Origin of the sequence: Bradyrhizobium sp. CCGUVB14 (assembly GCF_024199935.1) — a bacterium.
Lineage (GTDB): Bacteria > Pseudomonadota > Alphaproteobacteria > Rhizobiales > Xanthobacteraceae > Bradyrhizobium.
Genome location: NZ_JANADS010000001.1, coordinates 5,334,681 through 5,352,562 on the forward strand (window position 1 = coordinate 5,334,681; position 17,882 = coordinate 5,352,562).

Below are 17,882 nucleotides of genomic sequence, written 5' to 3' on the forward strand. Positions count from 1 at the left end.
ACGAGTGTGACGGCCGCTAGTCCGGCGCCATCGTCGCAGCCGTTGACGGCAACAACCTTGAGTACCGCGCTCGCCAGTCCGGCTTCTGTTGCTTCGGCCGCGTCCAGCAACAGCGTGACGGCCAGCAGTGGCACGAGCTCGCCTGCTCCTGCCAGCAATACCGTGACCAGTCAGCCGAGCGTCGCAACTGTTGCCGGCGCGCCGACCGCTGCGGCGAACGTTGGCGCCGCCGCTGCGTTGTCGCCCTCGAGCCCTGCGGTGCTGTCGCAGGCCGAAACCGCACAGGCCACGTTCCTTGCGATGACGCAGTTCACGCAGACTCTGCTCGACCCCGCGATCGACGGCCGCGGAGCCGGTGCGGGGCCCGTCGATCAGGCGCTTGAGGCCTATGCGGCGGCACCGTCTGAGTCTGATCGAACGCGCGGCGGTGTCGGGCGCGATGTCTATGCGGCCTTTTACGGTAAGCTGCCCTTCCCCGGCTCGTCTTACGCGCCGCATTGGAACGTCTGGACCTCGGGGTTGGGCTCGCAGGTCTCGAGCAGCAACGCTACGTCTGGCTCCAGCTCATCGAGCCGCATCTTTGCAACTGTGGTCGGCGCCGATTACTCGCTCTCGCAGCAAACGCAGCTGGGCTTCGCAATGGCTGGCGGCGGCACCAATTTCACCGGCAGTGCTGGAAGCGGCCGCTCCGACCTGTTCCAGGCCGGCGCGTTCGTCCGCCACACGGTCGGGCGGGCCTATGTCGCCACGGCCCTCGCCTATGGCTGGCAGGCGATGACCAGCGATCACCCGGGCATCGATCAGCTCAACGCTGCGTTCAATGCCGATGCCTATTCCAGCCGCATTGAGAGCGGCTATCGCTTCGCCACGCCAGGGCCCGGCGTGACCGCCTATGCCGCCGGGCAGTTCATGACCTTCAACCTACCAGCCTATGTTGCGAACGCCGTTGCGACGGCTTTCGGCAGTGATCGCATCAACGATAGAAGGAGCGAACTGGGCTTGCGTACCAGTACATCCTTCGCGCTTGACGATGGCATCGCGAATGTTCGGGCGCGAGTGGCCTGGGCGCATGATTTCACTGCTGCCGGTACTCTGCCCGCTGCTTTCCAGGCGCTGCCGGGGCTCGGTTACGTCGCAAGCGGCGCGGCGCTGGCACCGAATTCGACGCTCGCGGGCGGCACCATCGAAGTGAAATGGCTGAACGGCTGGGCCGCGGCCGCAACCCTCGACGGCGAACTCTCAAGCCAAGTGAGGTCGTACACCGGCAAGGCCATCATGCGCTATGCTTGGTGAGGCCGCAGCGGGTACTTGGCCCCAAGCCGGCATCACGGCGACCATTGCCAGTCTGACATGCCCGTAGAAGCGCGGAGTTGCGTTTGCGGCGATCGGAATTCGCCCTGAAATGAATCGCGCATGTTTGACGACATCGAGACACGACAGGAAAAGATTGGAAAACGTTAGAGCATTTACGTTTCCTTCCCGTCGGATTCGCTGATTCCACCTGATTCGCCGTGCAGGCTGCGCGGCTGGCGACCGGCGCGGTTGGGGCGCTTCATGCGGTTGCTGTCGTGAGCACAGACGTGCGTGCGCGTCTGGCGCTGCTGCTATTGACGGCTGGATTGTTTCTGCCGCGCGCGGCGGACGCGCAAGCCATGCGTGAGTACGGCGGCTTCGCCGTTTCCGAGAATTTTGGTATGCCCAGTCCGAATGCACCCGGCAGCTTCGGCAATTTTGGTGGTGGCAACAATTTTGCTGGCACGGGCGGCGCGATGTTCGGCGCCCCACCGCCGATGTCTGGCTTTGGCGGCGCGCCGTACGGCAGTGGCAATAACGGCGCCTCGGGGATGCAGCCGAACTACGGCTGGAACGGAGAGCCACCAGGGCTCGCCGGCGCAGGCCGATTCGGCATGCGGCAGGCGTTTGGCGGCGGCTCCGCTGCTTCGTCACAGACCGATGCGGCGCAAGCCACGTTCCTGGCGATGACGCAATTCACGCAGACCCTTCTTGATCCAGCCATCGACGGACGCGGCATCGGGCGGCCCGAGTTCGACTCGGAGCTCTCTGCCTACGCCGATCTCGGCAATGACCGCACGCACGGCGGCATCGGGCGCGATGCGTATGAGGCGATCTACGGCAAGCCGTCACTTGCGGCTCCGCACTGGAGCATCTGGGCCGCAGGCTTCGGCGGATCGCAGACCGCAACCGATGGCAACGGCTCGTCGGCCCGCAGCTTCGCCACCGCCGTGGGCGCGGATTATTCGCTCTCACCACAGACGCGGATGGGCTTTGCGCTTGCCGGCGGCGGCACCGGCTTTGCCAATAATTTCTCAAGCGGCCGCTCTGACCTGTTCCAGGCCGGCACTTTCATCAGGCACTCCATCGGCGCGGCCTATGTCGCGACCGCGCTGGCCTATGGCTGGCAGGCCATCACCAGTGATCATCAGGTCACGCCGGCCGGCAGCGACCAGCTCTCCCCGGCCGTCAACGCCAACGCCTATTCGGGCCGCATCGAGAGCGGCTACCGGATTGCGATGCCATGGTTCGGCATCACGCCTTACGCAGCCGGCCAGGTCACCATGTTCCGCCTCGCTGCCAGCGCCGGTCAGCTGGCTGACGCTGCCGATCCGTCCAGGGCGCCCTCCAGCAACAGCAACAGCTTTACCGACAGCCGCAGCGAGCTCGGCCTGCGCACGAGCACCTCGTTTGTGCTCGCTGGCAGCCTCTTCGATCTGCGAGGACGTCTGGCCTGGGCGCATGATTTCAGCGCAACGCAGTCTTTGCCAGCGGTGTTTCAGGCGTTCTCCGGCCAGGGGGCCGGCCAAGGCTTCGTGATCGGAACCACGGCGCTTGCACCTAACTCGGCACTGACTGGCGTAGCCCTCGAGCTGCGCGGCTTGAACGGCTGGTCGGCGAGCGCGAACTTCGACAGCGAGCTGTCGAGCCTGGTGCGCGCCTATACCGGCAAGGCCGTAGTCCGCTACACTTGGTAAGGCTAGTTCGTCTCCAGCCGCAGTCCGTCATAGGCCGGCACCACGCCGGAAGGCAGCTTCTGCCGGATCACCTCGTAATCAACGTCGGCCGTCATGTTGGTGATGACGGCACGCTTCGGCTTGAAGCGCTCGATCCAGGACAGCGCGTCGTCGATGCTGAAATGGCTGACATGCGGGGTGTAGCGCAGGCCGTCGACGATCCAGAGATCGAGGTTTTCCAAGGCCCCCCAACTCTCGCGCGGGATGTCGTTGAGATCGGGCGTGTAGGCCGCGTTGCCGATTCGATAGCCCAGCGCCGGAATGTTGCCGTGCTGGACCAGGAAGGCGGTCATGGTCACGTCCCCGCCCTTGCCGCCGATAATCTGGCTCCCGCCCGCCTCGATCGAATGCCGGTTGAGGATCGGCGGATAGTCGCTGCCCTCCGGCGAGATGAAGCAGTAGGAGAACCGCGCCATGATGTCCTTGGCGGTCGACTGATTGAAATAGACCGGAATGCGCTTGCGCATGTGGATCACGACCGAGCGCAGATCGTCCATGCCGTGGGTCTGGTCGGCATGTTCATGCGTCAGGAACACTGCGTCGATATGATCGACATCGGTCGAGATCAACTGCTCGCGCAGGTCCGGCGAGGTGTCGATCACGATGCGCGTGGTGCCGTGGTGTGATGTCTGCTCGACCAGCAGCGAGCAACGGCGGCGGCGGTTCTTGGGATTCTTGGGGTCGCAAGCGCCCCAGCCGAGGGCCGGACGCGGCACGCCGGCGGAGGAGCCGCAGCCCAGGATCGTCAGCGTCAGCGTCATGCGATTCAGAACCTCAAGCTTTCACCTTGGAGAACAGGCGGAAGAAGTTTTCGCTGGTCTGGTGTGAAATCTCTTCGAGCGACACGCCGCGCGTCTCGGCCAGTACCTTGGCGACCTCGACCACATAGGCAGGCTCGTTGCGCTTGCCCCGGAACTTGCCCGGCGCAAGGTAGGGCGAGTCTGTTTCAACCAGAATACGGTCGGACGGCAGTTCGGCCGCAAGCGCACGCAAGGCATCCGACTTCTTGAAGGTCAGGATGCCCGTAAAGCCGATATAGAGGCCGAGCGACACCGCCTTCAGCGCCAGCTCGCGCCCGCCGGTATAACAATGCAGCACCGCGCGAAACGACCCCTTCGCCGCCTCCTCTTCCAGGATGCGGGCGCAATCCTCGTCGGCTTCGCGGGTGTGGATCACCAGCGGCAGGCCGGTGACGCGGGCCGCGGCGATGTGGGCACGAAAACCCCTCGCCTGTGCCTCCGGCGAGCCGTCGTCGTAGAAATAGTCGAGCCCGGCTTCGCCGAGTGCGACGACCTTGGGATGCTGCGTCAGCGCGATCAGCTCGTCCGGCGAAATGCCGTCCTCCTCGTCCGCATTGTGCGGATGGGTACCGACTGAGCAATAGACGTCGTCGTAGCGCCCGGTGATAGCGAGAAGCTGATCGAGCTTTCGCACCCGCGTCGAGATCGTGACCATGCGGCCGATCCCGGCCGCGCGGGCACGAGACACGATCCCGTCGAGATCCTCCGCAAAGTCCGGAAAATCCAGATGGCAGTGACTGTCGACCAGCATCGTGCGAACGCCTCAGGCCGCCGGCTCGATGTAGCGCGGGAACGCCGGCGTCGGCGCCGGCAGTATCGAGCCGGGCGCGATCCGCTTGGCACCGCCAAGCATCGCAAAGTCGCGCTCGCCTGCGGGAATGCCAAGGCTGTCGAGCAGCAAGCTCGATGCGGTCGGCATCGCCGGCTGGGCCAGGATCGCGATCTGGCGCACGACTTCGGCGGTGACATACAGCACCGTCTTCTGCCGCGCCGGGTCGGTCTTGGCCAGCGCCCACGGCGCCTCGCCCGCAAAATAGCGGTTGGCTTCCGCGACCACCGCCCACACGGCGTTGAGCCATTGATGGATCTGCTGCGTCGACATCGCTTCGCGGCCGGCCGCGATCATGCCGTCGGCCATCGCCAGGATCGCCTTGTCGTTGTCGCTGAACTCGCCGGGCTCGGGCAGCACGCCACCGAGCTGTTTGGCGATCATCGACAGCGAGCGCTGCGCGAGATTGCCGAGATCGTTGGCGAGATCGGCATTGATGCGCGCGACGATGGCTTCATGGTTGTAGTTGCCATCCTGGCCGAACGGCACCTCGCGCAGGAAGAAATAGCGCATCTGGTCGACGCCATACTGGTCGGCGAGGTTGAAGGGATCGACGACGTTGCCGACCGACTTCGACATCTTCTCGCCCCTGTTGAACAGGAAGCCGTGAGCATAGACCCGCTTCTGCACGGGAATGCCGGCCGACATCAGGAATGCGGGCCAGTACACGGCGTGGAAGCGGATGATGTCCTTGCCGATGATGTGCACGTCGGCCGGCCAGTAGCGCCAGTTCTGGTCGCTCTCGTCGGGGAAGCCGACGCCGGTGATGTAGTTGGTCAGCGCATCGACCCAGACATACATCACGTGCTCTTCGTCGCCGGGCACCTTGACGCCCCAGTCGAACGTGGTGCGCGAGATCGAAAGATCGCGCAGGCCACCCTTGACGAAGCTCACCACCTCGTTCTTGCGGGAGTCCGGTCCGATGAAATCAGGGCGATCCGTGTAGAGCTTGAGCAGCTTGTCCTGATAGGCCGAGAGGCGGAAGAAATAGCTCTTCTCCTCGACCCATTCGACCGGCGTGCCCTGCGGTCCCAGCCGCACGCCGTCGTCGTTCAGGCGCGTCTCGTCCTCGGCGTAGTAGGCCTCGTCGCGCACGGAGTACCAGCCGGAATAGGTATCGGCATAGATGTCGCCGTTCGCCTCCATGCGACGCCAGATCTCCTGGGTCGAGCGATGGTGCTGCTCTTCGGTGGTACGGATGAAACGGTCGAACGACACGTTGAGCCGCTCGTCCATCTCCTTGAAGCGGGCGGCGTTGCGGGTCGCGAGCGCGGCGGGCGTCAGGCCCTCGTTCTGTGCGGTCTGGACCATCTTCAGACCGTGCTCGTCGGTGCCGGTCAGGAAGAACACGTCCTTGCCGTCGAGCCGCGCAAAGCGCGCCAGCACGTCGGTGGCGATCGCCTCATAGGCGTGACCGATATGCGGAACGCCGTTGGGATAGGCGATGGCGGTGGTGATGTAGAAAACGTTGTCGCGCGCGGGCGCCGCTACGGGCGCGGCCGCCTTCGGCGCAGCCACCGGCTTCGGCGCAGGCGGCGCCTTCGGTTTCGACACTTTGGGCTTCACAGTCTTTGGCGGTGTGGCGACAGGCGCCGGCGCGGCGACCGGAGCGAACATCACGGCGGGCGCGCTCGCCCTCGCCTTCTTGGCCACCTTCTTCGCCGGAGCCTTGGCGTGCTTCTTGGCAGCCTTCTTTGTCACGGCTTTCTTGGCGACGACCTGCTTCTTCGAAGCCTTCTTGCCGACCTTCTTTGCCGTCTTCGTCGCGCCCTTCTTCACGCCCTTCTTGGCGGCCGCCTTCTTGGTCTTCTTGACCTTCTTGGCAGCTTTGCGCGCGAGCGCCTTCACAGCCTTCTTCGCGGCCTTCTTGGAAGCCTTCTTCTTGCTGCTCTTGCCCTTGGCGGTTTTCTTAGCTCGTGTTGCCACGACGAATTCCTTTACCGGCTTCTCGAAATTTGGAAACGAATTTGGGTTCGGTTATTGTTCTGAGCATGGTCTTCTCGGAAAACCTGCACACTTTTCCGGATCATGCTCTAGCGCGTTGCGTCCGCCAGCCAGCCGAACACCGAGAAAACCAAGGGCTTTCGCTCCAGATTATAGGTTTCGGTGTCGCGCGCGGCGCGGACGATCTTTTCCCATACCTCAGCTAGGCGCGCAAGGCGCGGCAGGTTCTGGTTGGCATTGGCCTCGTCGGAATGGAGGCGTTCCGCGATCCAGCGATCGATGCCGTCGATGAAGGCCGCAAGCGCGACGCGGTCGCTGGTGCCAAGGGATTCGCCGAGCGTATGCAATTCGCGCGGATCCACTTGCGGCAGACGTGAAAGCAGCGCCGCCGTGCGCTGCTGGAGCTTCAGCGCATCACCGCCGAGCAGGGTCAGTGCCCGTGCGACGCTGCCTTCGGAGGCCTCCGCGGCCTCGCGCAAAGCCAGATCGGTCGGAGCGAGATCGGCGGCCGTGGCGGCTGCGCGAATGACCTCGTCGGTCGTCAGCGACCGCAAACGCAGCTTGCGGCAACGCGACTGAATCGTGGCGAGCACGCGCGCGGGCGCGTGGCTGACAAGCAGGAACAGCGATCGCTGCGGCGGTTCCTCGAGGATTTTCAGCAGCGCGTTCGCCGCGTTGGGATTGAGCTCGTCGACCGTATCGACGATGCAGACGCGCCAGCCTTCTGCCGCCGCCGTCGAGCCGAAGAACGAGATCGTCTCACGTGTCTCGTCCACGGTAATGACAGTGCGCATCACGCCGCGGTCGTTCGCGGTCCGCTCCAGTGTCAGCAAGCCGCCATGCGAGCTTGCCGCCACCTGCCGCGCCACGGTGTCATCTGCATCGATCGCGAGGTCCTCGGCGCTCTGCGCGGCAGGCGACAGCGGCTGGCCGTGGGCGAGCACGAAGCGCGCCATGCGATAGGCCAGCGTTGCCTTGCCGATTCCTTGCGGTCCGCCGATCAACCAGGCATGCGGGATCCGCCCGCTGCGGTAGGCGGTCAGCAGCGCGATCTCGGCCTCGCGATGGCCGAACAGAAGGCTTGTCTCGCGCGGATGCGGAATGGCGGATTCACGCTCGACCTGACGCGGGCTCATACTGAGACCACCGATGCAGGCGTCGGCAGGAGACGGTCGCGTAGCGCGGTCCAGACCCGTCCGGCTACCGTGTCAGGATCGGAATTGGCGTCGATCAGCACGCAGCGCGCAGGCTCGTCCGCGGCGATCTTGCGATAGGCCTCGCGCAAACCCTGGTGGAAGGTGAGCTTCTCGCCCTCGAACCTGTCGGGCGCGCCGCTGCCGCGCCGCGCCGCTGCGCGTGCCAAACCAATCTCGACCGGCAAGTCGAGGATGATGGTGAGGTCCGGCTTGAGATCGCCAATCGTGACCCGCTGCATGGCATTGATCAACCCGGCGGGCACGCTGCCGAGGCTGCCCTGATAGGCCCGCGTCGAGTCGGCGAAGCGGTCGCAGAGGACCCAAACGCCCTGCTTGAGCGCGGGCTCGATCACGGTACGGACATGGTCGTCGCGAGCGGCCGCGAATAGCAGCGTCTCGGCTTCGGGGCCAAGCAGCTTGCCCATGCCTGACAGCACCAGATGGCGCATGATCTCGGCACCCGGCGAGCCACCAGGCTCCCGCGTGACGATGGTGCGGAGCCTCGCCGCACCGAGGCGGTCGGCGAGCTTCTTGATCTGGGTCGACTTGCCGGTCCCCTCGCCGCCCTCAAAGGTGATGAAGCGTCCGCGTCCGGACGGACGCTGTCCCGTGCTCTCACTCATGATCAGAGCTTCTCGGCGCCCGCGCGGAACATGCCGATCACGAGCTCGCTGGCACCATCGATCGCGCGCCGCATGGTCGAGCCGGTACCGATCGCCTCGGCCGCATAGACCGGCGTCTCCACCGCGATATTGCCGCTGCGCCAGACCTTGACCACGCCAACCTGCTGGCCGGCCTGGACCGGCGCGCGCACCGGGCCGTTATAGACCACGCGCGCGATCAGCTTGTCGCCGCCGCTCTTGTGCACCATCACCTTCACCGGCTCTTTCGCGACCAGCTTCACCGAGCGGCTCTCGCCACCGAACACCTTGGCGTAGCCGACCTGCTGGTCGGCCGCGATCAGCGTGCGGGTCTCGAAATTACGAAAGCCCCATTCCAGCATCTTCTTGGCTTCGGTGGCGCGATCTTCGATGTCCTCAAGCCCGTTGACGACGACGATCAGTCGCGTGCCGTTCTGCACGGCCGAGCCGACCATGCCGTAGCCGCCTTCCTTGGTGTAGCCGGTCTTCAGGCCGTCGGCGCCCTCCATCGAATTGAGCAGCGGATTGCGGTTGGGTTGGCGGATCTTGTTCCAGGTGAACTCCTTCTCGCCGAACAGTTTGTAGAACTCGGGGAAGTCCAGAATGATGTGCCGGGCGAGCATGCCGAGCTCGCGCACCGTCATCTTGTTGCCTGGGTCGGGCAAACCGTTGGAGTTGGCGAAGGTCGATTTTGTCATGCCGAGCTCACGGGCGCGCTTGGTCATGAAATCGGAGGCGAAAATCCGCTCGTTGCCCGCGATGCCTTCGGCGAGCGCGATGCAGGCGTCGTTGCCGCTCTGGATGATCGCGCCATGCAGGAGGTCGTCGACCGAGACCTTGCTGTTGATGGCCGCGAACATGGTCGAGCCGCCGGAGGGCGCGCCGCCCCTGCGCCAGGCGTTCTCGCTGATCCGGTATTCGTCGGTCAGCTTGACGTCGCCCTTCTTGATCGCGTTGAAGACGACTTCCGCGGTCACGAGCTTCATCATGCTGGAGGGCGCGCGGAGCTCGTCGGCGTTCTTCTCGAACAGCACGCTGCCGCTGGAAGCCTCGATCAGGATCGCGGTGGGGGCATCGCCATCGAAGCCGGTATCTTCAGTCTTCTTGGCGCCCTGGACGCTCTGGTTGGCGGCGTAGATCACGCCGCCCCAGCTGAGGCTCACCGCAATAGTCGCCGCGACCAGCCCGCGCGCCAGTGCTCCGGCCGTGAATCCGGTATGACGGAGCGAGATGAGACGAAATGCCATGGCGAAGCCCTGAGAGCGGCGTTCTAACAGCTGGAACCGGTGCGAACAACACGAGGATCGGCGCGTGCCCCGAGATTGCACGATTCTCGTCGCATCCCTATCGTGGCACCTGATATTTCCTGACCAAACCCCTGAAACAAGGCGGAAAAGCGATGTCCACCACCCGGGTGATCAAGGCCAATGGGATCGACCTCTTCATCCGTGAGGCCGGCCAGGGGCCGCTGGTCGTGCTGTGCCATGGCTGGCCGGAATTATCCTATTCCTGGCGACACCAGATCCCGGCGCTCGCCGATGCCGGCTTCCACGTCGTGGCCCCCGACATGCGTGGTTACGGCGAGAGCGCGGCGCCGCCTGACGCGACCGCCTATTCGATCTTCGAACTCGTCGGCGATGTGGTCGGCCTGGTCCAGGCGCTTGGTGCCACCAAGGCGATGGTGGTCGGCCATGACTGGGGCGCGCCGGTCGCCTGGCACTCGGCTCTGTTTCGTCCGGATATCTTCACGGCCGTCGCAGGCCTGAGCGTGCCACCGCCGTTCCGCGGACGCGGCAAGCCGCTGGAGCTCTTGCGTCAGGGCGGCATCACCAATTTCTATTGGCAATACTTCCAGGCGCCTGGTGTCGCGGAGGCCGAGTTCGAGCATGACGTCGCCCGCACCATGCGCATCGTGCTCGGCGGCCGCGGGCTTGCCGATCCGAACGCCGCGATGTTCGTGCAGGAGGGCGAGGGCTTTCTCGGTCGTGCCAGCACCGAGGAGCCACTGCCGGCGTGGCTGAGCGAGGACGATCTCGCCCAGTTCACGGAGAGCTTCCGCAAGTCGGGATTCCGCGGCGGGCTGAACTGGTATCGCAATCTCGACCGCAATTGGGAGCTGACCGCGCCATGGCAGAACGCACAGATCCACCAGCCCTCCCTCTTCATCGCCGGCGCGCAGGACGCCGTGATCACCGGCCTGATCGGCGCCAAGCGCGTCAACGAGCTGGAGCGCGTGCTGCCCAATCTCACGCGAAAGCTGATCATCGACGGTGCCGGCCACTGGGTGCAGCAGGAGCGGCCGGACGACGTCAACGCCGCGCTGATCAGATTCCTGCGTGAGGCGACTTCGCGCTAATGCGCGGCCGTCAGTAAAGGCCGCGGCCGGTCAGGATGCTGCGGGCTTCGGATGCCCCGTCATCGGCGGCGGCCGGACCGCTCCCCGCGGCATAGCGGCCGTCCTCGTCATAGGACACCTGGCGCGCATTCTGGAGCGCCCGGCCCCGGCTGCGGCTCGAGGCCGACATTTCCGAAGTCGCGTTGATCGAGGCGACGTCAGTCGAGGTGTTGCCGAGGCTATAGGGCCGCCCCTCCGGCATCGGGACATCGCCACGGATGGCGCCGCGGCTCGACGTCAGCTCCGGAACGAACGGCCGGGCCGAGGCGACCCGGACCATCGAGGGCGACGGCGCCGGAACGCCGGTGCGCAAGGTCGCCATCAGCTGGCGGTCGTCGGAGCCTTCGAGCGGCGCCCGGCCGACATATTCGACGCGAACCCTGGCGACGCCATTACCTTTGAATTCAAGCAGTTCGGCAGCCTTGTTCGAAACGTCGATGAGGCGGTTGCCGTGATAGGGCCCGCGGTCATTGACGCGGACGATCAGCGACTTGCCGTTCGAGAGATTGGTCACCCGCGCATAGGACGGCATCGGCAGGGTCGGATGCGCCGCCGTCAGCGAGCCCATGTCGAACACTTCGCCATTGGCGGTCTGGCGGCCATGGAAATCGTCGCCGTACCAGGACGCCATGCCCTCGGCGCGGTAGTTGACGTCCTCCTCCGGCACGTAGGTCCGGCCCGCGACCACATAGGGTTTGCCGACGCGATAGGTGCCGCCGCCCTTGGGGACCGGATCGCCCCAGGCCACGACTCGCGGGCTCGAGGACACGCCGTATTTGGGATCGACCCGGCTGGCGAACTTGTTGGACGAGGCGCAATTGGCGAGCGCTAGGCAGCTGGCGACCACCGCAACACTGCGCGCGGCCCGCACCACCGAATCTGACCGTCGGATCCCCATTCGCCCCAAATACCATTTCGCCGGAGGCGGACCCAACCCGCTTGCCTGCGGGGGCGCCTTCCGGACCCTAAGCTCCGAGGCGGCCCACCACCGTCTCAGAGACGGTAACGATAACGCAACCCGAACACGGCGGAAATGGGGAGCCCACAGCGTTCGCGTCGGGATGGTAAACAGGACGTTCGGCATTCTCCGTTGATCTACGGTGCACGCGGCCCTCGGCGCCACCTCTGATGTGCCACTCCTGCACAAGCTGTTGCGCCAAAAGCTCACTCCACCCCCATTGTCGCCGGCTTCACCGGAATTCTTTTGACTGTGCAAGGCCGCCCGCGTTTTCTCGGCTGCAGGGGCGGGATTGGAATTTAACGATGATCGAGACGGTTTCGGCACTGATGGGTCTGGTAAGCGCAGGTATCTTCCTGGCCCATGCGTTTGAAGGCTACCGCACGAGGGCCTGACGGCACTCGCGCGGTCGACATTGCATCACTTCTTCACAGCGGCTCGTTCGGACAATTTTAATCAATCCGATTGAGCATCGAGGATGAGAGCAGCAGGTGTCCCATGCGCAAACATGACCTCGTATCCGATGGCTTTCTGGCATTGACCGCAGGCGGTCTGGTCCTGCTCTGCTCGAGCCTCGTCGCCCTGGCCTTCGGCTAATCCTCAACCAGCGTTTTCGAATTTTCCGACCGCTGCACCATTGCGACGCAGCATGCGTATTGATCCGGGATTGCGACGCTCCCGTTTAGTTGATTGAATTTTCGCGTCGGCGCCTCGACTCATTTTCACGAGGCCATCACCAATGAGGGTGACGCACATGCTAGCCGAGAAATTCTTCCTGGTCCTGGAATCGCTGATCCGCGGCGGCCGGACCTATCCCGACGGAAGCCCCCGGGTCATCAGCACCTCCCCGCACGTCCCGGTGAAGCTGCCGAGCCAGAACTAGCTCACGCCCGCAACCGTCAGCGCAAGCCCAGCGGCGATCTGCGATAGAGGCCGCCGCGCGCTTCGGTCAGACAGACAAAGCTGCCGTCGAACCCCTGGCCATAGAGCTTCTGGCCCTTGCGGTAGTAGACGCCCTTCCTGAAATCCAGCCACACCACCTTGTCGTCGGGGCAATGGCGCTGGGCCTGATCCTCGTAGCGAAATGGCGTCAGCGGTGTCGCCGATACCGGGGCCGCGCCGGCGTCCAGCATCAGTGCGGCCGCGATCAATATCTTCCCGAGCGCCCAGCCAAAGCTGCGAGACATCTGCCAGCCTCCCGATCCAGACCGCATGATAGCACGGCCGCGTCTTCCGCCGGCCATCTGGGCGGGTTACAGGTGAGCGAGACAATCTCGATGCGTGGATGCGACCTGCATGTCAACTGAACCAGACACCACGACCCGGCCCCGCCCGCCCTCGCCGCGGCTCGGCCTGTTGCCGATGATCATCTTCGGTTCGCGCTGGCTGCAGCTGCCGCTCTATCTCGGGCTGATCGTCGCGCAATGCGTCTATATCGTGCTGTTCCTGAAGGAGCTCTGGCACCTCTCCTCGCATGCGTTCGAGCTCACCGAGCAGGAGATCGTGATGAGCGTGCTGGCGCTGATCGACGTCGTGATGATCTCCAACCTGCTGGTGATGATCATCGTCGGCGGCTACGAGACCTTCGTGTCGCGGCTCGACCTGCAGGGCCATCCCGACGAGCCGGAATGGCTCGGCCACGTCAACGCCAGCGTGCTCAAGATCAAGCTGGCGATGGCGATCATCGGCATCTCCTCGATCGCGCTGCTGCGCACCTTCATCGAGGCCGGCAATCTCGGCTCCAACCGCGCCAGTCTCACCGAGAACGGTGTGATGTGGCAGGTCCTGATCCACATCACCTTCGTGGTCTCGGCGATCGGCATCGCCTTCGTCGACAGGTTCAGCAACACGGCCGCGCGCAAGGACGCCGAGTGAATTGACTATCCGCCAGCCTGGCGCGATGCGGCCTCGAGCTGCGCCAAGGCCTGGTGCAGGCATTCCTGGCACTTCTGCGCGACCTGCTCCCGCGAAATCCCCTTTGGCGCGAGATCGTTCGACACCTTGCGCAGGGTCTCGTTGATGGTCTGGTTGCCCAGATTGTCCGTGACCAGCGCCGTCGCGTAAGCGGCTGCGGCATCGCCGCTGAGCCCGAGCTGGCCCGCGGCCCAGAGCCCGAGCAGCTTGTTGGACCGGGCCGCGGCCTTGAACATGAGCTCCTCGTCGTGGGCGAATTTCGCCTCGAAGCCCTGCTCGCGCTTGTCGAACGTGGTCATGGTCAGCTCCATTGCGTTGCGCTGATGGGATCTGGACTGGGAGCGGATGTCTCCGTCGTTCTCGTCAATTGAGGATGATTTGAATCATCCGACCGAAGGCGCACGCCGTCAAGCCACTGGTCGGCCCAGGCGCAAGCGGCCGCGCGCCCCCGGGTCCTGAACCGGAGGCGCACGGCGAACAGATTTGTGAGATGCCTGACCGATGCGGCCTTGCTTGCCGTCAGGCCTTGTCAGGCCTTGTCGTTAGGCCTTGGCGGCGGCCGCCTCACGAGCCAGCCGCTCGGCTTTCAGCCGTTCGCGATTCTCATAGAATGCCTTCTGCGCGGCCTCATGATCGCGCATGGCCTTCTCCGCTTCGACGCGGCGCGCCGCATCGCGCGCCTGGCGCTGTTCGGGGGTCAAGGGTTTGCGTCGGAAGGAAAGATCTTCTGTCATGGCGAGGTAACGCGGCGGTGAGGAAAAGGTTCCGCGAGAGGTTCCCGTCCCATCAGGCGCCCCCGGCACAGACCTCTGCCAAAAATATCGAAAACAACCCCATGCACAGTAGCCCGCGCATCGCGAATCGACGATGTCCGCGCCCACCTTGCGCATCCCCGCAAAAGCCGTTTGACGCGTCGGGCAAAACAGTGAGATAATACTATTATTCCGAAATCGAATCGCGGACCCCAGCCCGCTTGCGCGATTCGAAATGAGCAGCGACAGCGCGTGTGATCTGACGTACCAGCCGCCCGGGTGAGCTATGGCCTCCACAGCAACCAAGACGCAGACTGCCATTGGCTTCGGCTCGCTCAAAGCTCTCTCGTCGAGGGCGTCATATCTGGAGAACCGAGATGCGCACCACAGTCCTGGCCCTGTTGATCCTTCTGGGATCCCTTCCTGCTGCGCACGCAGAGCGTGATTATCCCTGGTGTGTCGTTGGCGACGATCTCGGCTGGCCCGGCGAGTGCATGTACGAGACCCGGGAGCAATGCATGGCTTCAGCATCCGGACGGTGGGACACGACTTGCGACATCAATCCGCGCGTGAGGTTCAAGCAGCAGGCCCAGCCCGGGACAAAGAAGTTGCAGGAGCGGCGCTGATCGTCGCGACTGCTCCGGCGCTCACTCTCGCCGACGGCGTCAACGCGCCGAGCCTGGCCGCCGACGTAAACTCGCGGAAGACCCGACGGCCGCGCGCGTACCGGCCCTCGGATACTCGTTTTTCCCGACACTTCGTCTGCTGCGTCCCCGGCCGTCGAGCGGGATCACGACGTGGCAAAAGCCAGCTCGTGGCTGCGAGAGATAGGGACGAGCTCAGCACATCAGGATTTCGAGCAAGCGAGAAGCTGCCTATCGTTGTCTCAGCCGCGCCCTGATAGACGCAGCTGCTCCAATCCCTCCTCGATCACGCGAAGGTCCTCGAGTATGGACTCGCGAGACTTCGCCGCGTTGATGCTGGATGTCGTCTGGAGCGGTTCGAGCAACTGGCGCCGAAGCTCTCGCATATTCTCGAGAGCTTGCCGGTTATTCGAGCGCACGTAAGCAGAAACGATCATTTTTAGACTTGCGGCCAACGGGTAGCTCCAAATCAAAATTCTAAAATGAGTTGTATCCTAATCCGTCCGAGGCACCCCTAAAGGTCCGGAATTCTCATGGAATTCAATGAGCAATTGGGCTCAAGGTTCCCTTGGGCCGGGCCGCGGGGATGTATGCGGCTTGCGCTTGGGGTCGAGGGCCCGCCCGATAGCCAGCCAAAGGGCGGAGCTCTCCCTCATGACCTCCCACAAAGGTTAAGCAATTCAGAGATTCTCTCGCGGCCCGGCGGAATTAATTTGAAGATTGCCTAATTTTCCCGGTAGAATTTTTGGTACCGGGGCTGGCAGCATATTTCACTTGAATCTTTTCACCCGGCATTTTTGAGACGGCATGGGCCGCAGCGGATCATCGCTGCGGCCTTCGTCTTGAGCCCCCGAGGATAACGGCTCGGTGAACGAAGCCATTTATCGCTCCCTCGAAGCAGCCTGGAAACAATCAGGGCTCAGCCTGTCCGCATTAGAACGAGGGGAATTCAGATGATTGCTCTCAAAGTTATTGCTCTGGCGCTTGGGCTCGGGATTGCTTTGTCGATCTATTCGGGTGACCTCGGCTCGGATGTCGTTCTCGCCATCGTCGCTTGCCTCTCGTAGGGAGCGCGAACCGGTCGCGAACGAACCCGGGATCGTCCGAACTGTCGATGCTGGTCCTTTCGTAGGGGGTATGGAGCCGCCTCGTTGCCGCCGGTGCGGCAATGTTCCCGGTCGGCTCGGCGTCGATCGACCAGCGTCGGATCGGCAACAGGCGGCCTCCGATAAAGGTCACACATGCTGTCCCTGTCAGGTGCGCTGCCAGCGAATCTGCAACAGTTCTCCCGGTTCCCCAAGTGAAACCAACGATTTACGTTGCGTCGAAAGCACGGGCGATTAGCATAGCGGATGCCGGGGCTGGCATTTCAATTCCGAACAATCATTGCAACCGGCAGGGGGGCCGCCATTGCGCGGCCCCCTTCTTTTGGGCCTCCGCAGGCCCAGTCCCGCCTGCCCGGGACTTATCCGGACCTGGGCCTTTTGCTTGACCTCGCCCAGCCGTACCCGCAGCTTCAGCCCTTCGGACCGAACAGACCGCCGGCGGCCTTCATCGCCGACTCGCCCATGGTCCGGGTCTGCTCGGTGAGCGCGCGCATCTGGTCCTGGAAGAAGTCGGCCTGGAGCTTAAGCGCGTCCGGCACATCCTTGGCATGGATCAGCTTGTCGCCGAGATCGAAGGTCGCGTTGACGTTGCGTTGCATGACGCTGCAAAACTCCTTCGCCTGGCTCGCAATCGGCAGTGGTGAAGAGCTCAGGGCTTTCTCCAGCAGCTCGAAATAATTCGAGTTGGCCTTGCGCACGCGATCGAGTGCGTCGGTCATTGTCGCACGCACGCCTTCAACGGATACGTTGATCTCAGCCATGACGTCTCTCCTTTCAGGAGTTCGTGGTTACGCGGCAAGTCTTCCGAACCAGGCGCCGAAGGTCTGATCGATGATACGGTCGAACAGCGCCTGGATATCCGTCCAGGCCTTCACGGAAGCGTGCAACGGCGTTCGGCGCCGTAGCAAGCATCGACATCTCACCCGCGAACGGCACGAAGCCTTGACGCAGATCAAAGCTGCGAGGCCGCTCGCGCCCACCATCAATCCGGTCACCTGCGCCCGCCGACCGGAGTTCCGACCATGAAGGCCGTGTCCGTCGAAGAAGCCGTCGCGATGATCCCGGCCGGCGCGAGCGTCATGGTCGGCGGCTTCATGGGCGTCGGCACGCCGGAGCGGCTGCTCAACGAGCTCGTGCGGCAGAACAAGACCGGCTTGTCGCTGATCTGCAATGACGCCGCCACGCCGGGCAAGGGCGTCGGCAAGCTCTTTGATGCCGGGCAGGTCTCGAAGCTGACGGCCACCCATATCGGGCTCAATCCAAAGGCGCAGCAGCAGATGCTGGCAAACCAGATCGCCGTGGATCTGGTGCCGCAAGGCACCTTCGTCGAGCGCATCCGGGCCGGCGGCTGCGGCCTCGGCGGCGTCCTCACGCCGACCGGCGTCGGTACGCTCGTTGCGGAAGGCAAGCGCCAGATCGAGGTCGACGGCAAGCCGTTCCTGCTGGAGACCGCCATCCGCGCCCAGTACGCGCTGATCCACGCCTTCCTCGCCGACTATCTCGGCAACCTCACCTACGTGCTGACGGCGCGCAATTTCAATCCGATCATGGCGATGGCGGCAGACACCGTCATCGTCACCGCGGAGCACATCGTCCCGGTCGGCGTGATCGCGCCTGATCACGTCGTCACGCCGGCGCCGCTCGTCGACTACCTCATTACGAACGGGTGAGATC

The 17,882-nt window shown here is 64.1% G+C and carries 18 protein-coding genes; 7 read left to right on the forward strand and 11 right to left on the reverse strand.

All coding sequences use genetic code 11. From position 1 onward, the window contains the following. Positions 1 to 162 precede the first annotated feature (162 nt). On the forward strand, positions 163 to 1,293 hold the full coding sequence (locus tag NLM32_RS24800) for an autotransporter outer membrane beta-barrel domain-containing protein (protein ID WP_254131480.1): 1,131 nt from the start codon (positions 163 to 165) through the stop codon (positions 1,291 to 1,293). Positions 1,294 to 1,580: 287 nt separating this feature from the next. Next, a complete protein-coding gene (locus NLM32_RS24805) occupies positions 1,581 to 2,990 on the forward strand; it encodes an autotransporter outer membrane beta-barrel domain-containing protein (protein WP_254131481.1) in 1,410 nt (469 codons plus the stop codon). Between the two features lie 2 nt (positions 2,991 to 2,992). Here NLM32_RS24805 and NLM32_RS24810 read toward each other — a convergent pair whose 3' ends face one another. The 6 genes from NLM32_RS24810 to NLM32_RS24835 all read right to left on the reverse strand — a co-directional run bounded on the left by NLM32_RS24810 (position 2,993) and on the right by NLM32_RS24835 (position 9,686). Continuing rightward, positions 2,993 to 3,790, reverse strand: a complete 798-nt coding sequence (locus NLM32_RS24810; RefSeq protein ID WP_254131482.1) for an MBL fold metallo-hydrolase — start codon at positions 3,788 to 3,790, stop codon at positions 2,993 to 2,995. Positions 3,791 to 3,803: 13 nt separating this feature from the next. Further along, entirely contained in the window at positions 3,804 to 4,580 is a 777-nt protein-coding gene (locus NLM32_RS24815; RefSeq protein WP_254131483.1) for a TatD family hydrolase, read from the reverse strand. 12 nt (positions 4,581 to 4,592) lie between these two features. Then, positions 4,593 to 6,584 carry a methionine--tRNA ligase gene (gene metG / locus NLM32_RS24820; RefSeq protein ID WP_254131484.1) on the reverse strand — a complete coding sequence of 664 codons (1,992 nt, stop codon included), beginning with the start codon at positions 6,582 to 6,584 and terminating at the stop codon, positions 4,593 to 4,595. A 107-nt stretch (positions 6,585 to 6,691) separates the two neighbouring features. After that, complete coding sequence (locus NLM32_RS24825; protein WP_254131485.1) at positions 6,692 to 7,738, reverse strand: DNA polymerase III subunit delta'; 1,047 nt, start codon at positions 7,736 to 7,738, stop codon at positions 6,692 to 6,694. Further along, positions 7,735 to 8,421, reverse strand: coding sequence for a dTMP kinase (gene tmk / locus NLM32_RS24830; RefSeq protein ID WP_254131486.1), 687 nt, complete (start codon positions 8,419 to 8,421; stop codon positions 7,735 to 7,737). Before tmk ends, NLM32_RS24825 begins: the two co-directional genes overlap by 4 nt. A gap of 2 nt (positions 8,422 to 8,423) precedes the next feature. Beyond that, on the reverse strand, positions 8,424 to 9,686 hold the full coding sequence (locus tag NLM32_RS24835; RefSeq protein WP_254131487.1) for a D-alanyl-D-alanine carboxypeptidase family protein: 1,263 nt from the start codon (positions 9,684 to 9,686) through the stop codon (positions 8,424 to 8,426). A gap of 152 nt (positions 9,687 to 9,838) precedes the next feature. Between NLM32_RS24835 and NLM32_RS24840 the strand changes: the two genes are divergently transcribed. Then, the gene (locus NLM32_RS24840) at positions 9,839 to 10,795 is read left to right on the forward strand and encodes an alpha/beta fold hydrolase (protein WP_254131488.1); all 957 of its coding nucleotides are present in this window, start codon (positions 9,839 to 9,841) and stop codon (positions 10,793 to 10,795) included. 10 nt (positions 10,796 to 10,805) lie between these two features. On the opposite strand, the gene NLM32_RS24845 is transcribed toward NLM32_RS24840, so the two are convergent. Next, positions 10,806 to 11,732: a septal ring lytic transglycosylase RlpA family protein gene (locus tag NLM32_RS24845; protein ID WP_254131489.1), complete on the reverse strand. Its 927-nt coding sequence runs from the start codon at positions 11,730 to 11,732 to the stop codon at positions 10,806 to 10,808. A gap of 814 nt (positions 11,733 to 12,546) precedes the next feature. Between NLM32_RS24845 and NLM32_RS45905 the strand changes: the two genes are divergently transcribed. Next, positions 12,547 to 12,675, forward strand: coding sequence for a hypothetical protein (locus tag NLM32_RS45905; protein ID WP_256561590.1), 129 nt, complete (start codon positions 12,547 to 12,549; stop codon positions 12,673 to 12,675). A 16-nt stretch (positions 12,676 to 12,691) separates the two neighbouring features. Here NLM32_RS45905 and NLM32_RS24850 read toward each other — a convergent pair whose 3' ends face one another. Further along, positions 12,692 to 12,979 carry a hypothetical protein gene (locus NLM32_RS24850; protein ID WP_254131490.1) on the reverse strand — a complete coding sequence of 96 codons (288 nt, stop codon included), beginning with the start codon at positions 12,977 to 12,979 and terminating at the stop codon, positions 12,692 to 12,694. A 109-nt stretch (positions 12,980 to 13,088) separates the two neighbouring features. Here NLM32_RS24850 and NLM32_RS24855 point away from each other — a divergent pair, with 109 nt between their 5' ends. Continuing rightward, positions 13,089 to 13,667 (forward strand): TIGR00645 family protein, encoded by a 579-nt coding sequence (locus NLM32_RS24855; protein ID WP_254131491.1) that lies wholly within the window; start codon positions 13,089 to 13,091, stop codon positions 13,665 to 13,667. 5 nt (positions 13,668 to 13,672) lie between these two features. Here NLM32_RS24855 and NLM32_RS24860 read toward each other — a convergent pair whose 3' ends face one another. Together NLM32_RS24860 and NLM32_RS24865 are read right to left on the reverse strand one after the other, a co-directional pair. Continuing rightward, positions 13,673 to 14,005: a DUF1476 domain-containing protein gene (locus NLM32_RS24860; protein WP_254131492.1), complete on the reverse strand. Its 333-nt coding sequence runs from the start codon at positions 14,003 to 14,005 to the stop codon at positions 13,673 to 13,675. Positions 14,006 to 14,248: 243 nt separating this feature from the next. Further along, positions 14,249 to 14,440 (reverse strand): hypothetical protein, encoded by a 192-nt coding sequence (locus tag NLM32_RS24865; protein WP_254135408.1) that lies wholly within the window; start codon positions 14,438 to 14,440, stop codon positions 14,249 to 14,251. A gap of 395 nt (positions 14,441 to 14,835) precedes the next feature. Here NLM32_RS24865 and NLM32_RS24870 point away from each other — a divergent pair, with 395 nt between their 5' ends. Continuing rightward, complete coding sequence (locus tag NLM32_RS24870; RefSeq protein WP_254131493.1) at positions 14,836 to 15,084, forward strand: DUF3551 domain-containing protein; 249 nt, start codon at positions 14,836 to 14,838, stop codon at positions 15,082 to 15,084. Between the two features lie 1,534 nt (positions 15,085 to 16,618). Here NLM32_RS24870 and NLM32_RS24875 read toward each other — a convergent pair. Next, positions 16,619 to 16,969 carry a phasin gene (locus tag NLM32_RS24875; protein ID WP_254131494.1) on the reverse strand — a complete coding sequence of 117 codons (351 nt, stop codon included), beginning with the start codon at positions 16,967 to 16,969 and terminating at the stop codon, positions 16,619 to 16,621. Positions 16,970 to 17,230: 261 nt separating this feature from the next. Here NLM32_RS24875 and NLM32_RS24880 point away from each other — a divergent pair, with 261 nt between their 5' ends. Further along, the gene (locus tag NLM32_RS24880) at positions 17,231 to 17,878 is read left to right on the forward strand and encodes a CoA transferase subunit A (RefSeq protein ID WP_254131495.1); all 648 of its coding nucleotides are present in this window, start codon (positions 17,231 to 17,233) and stop codon (positions 17,876 to 17,878) included. Positions 17,879 to 17,882: the final 4 nt, after the last annotated feature.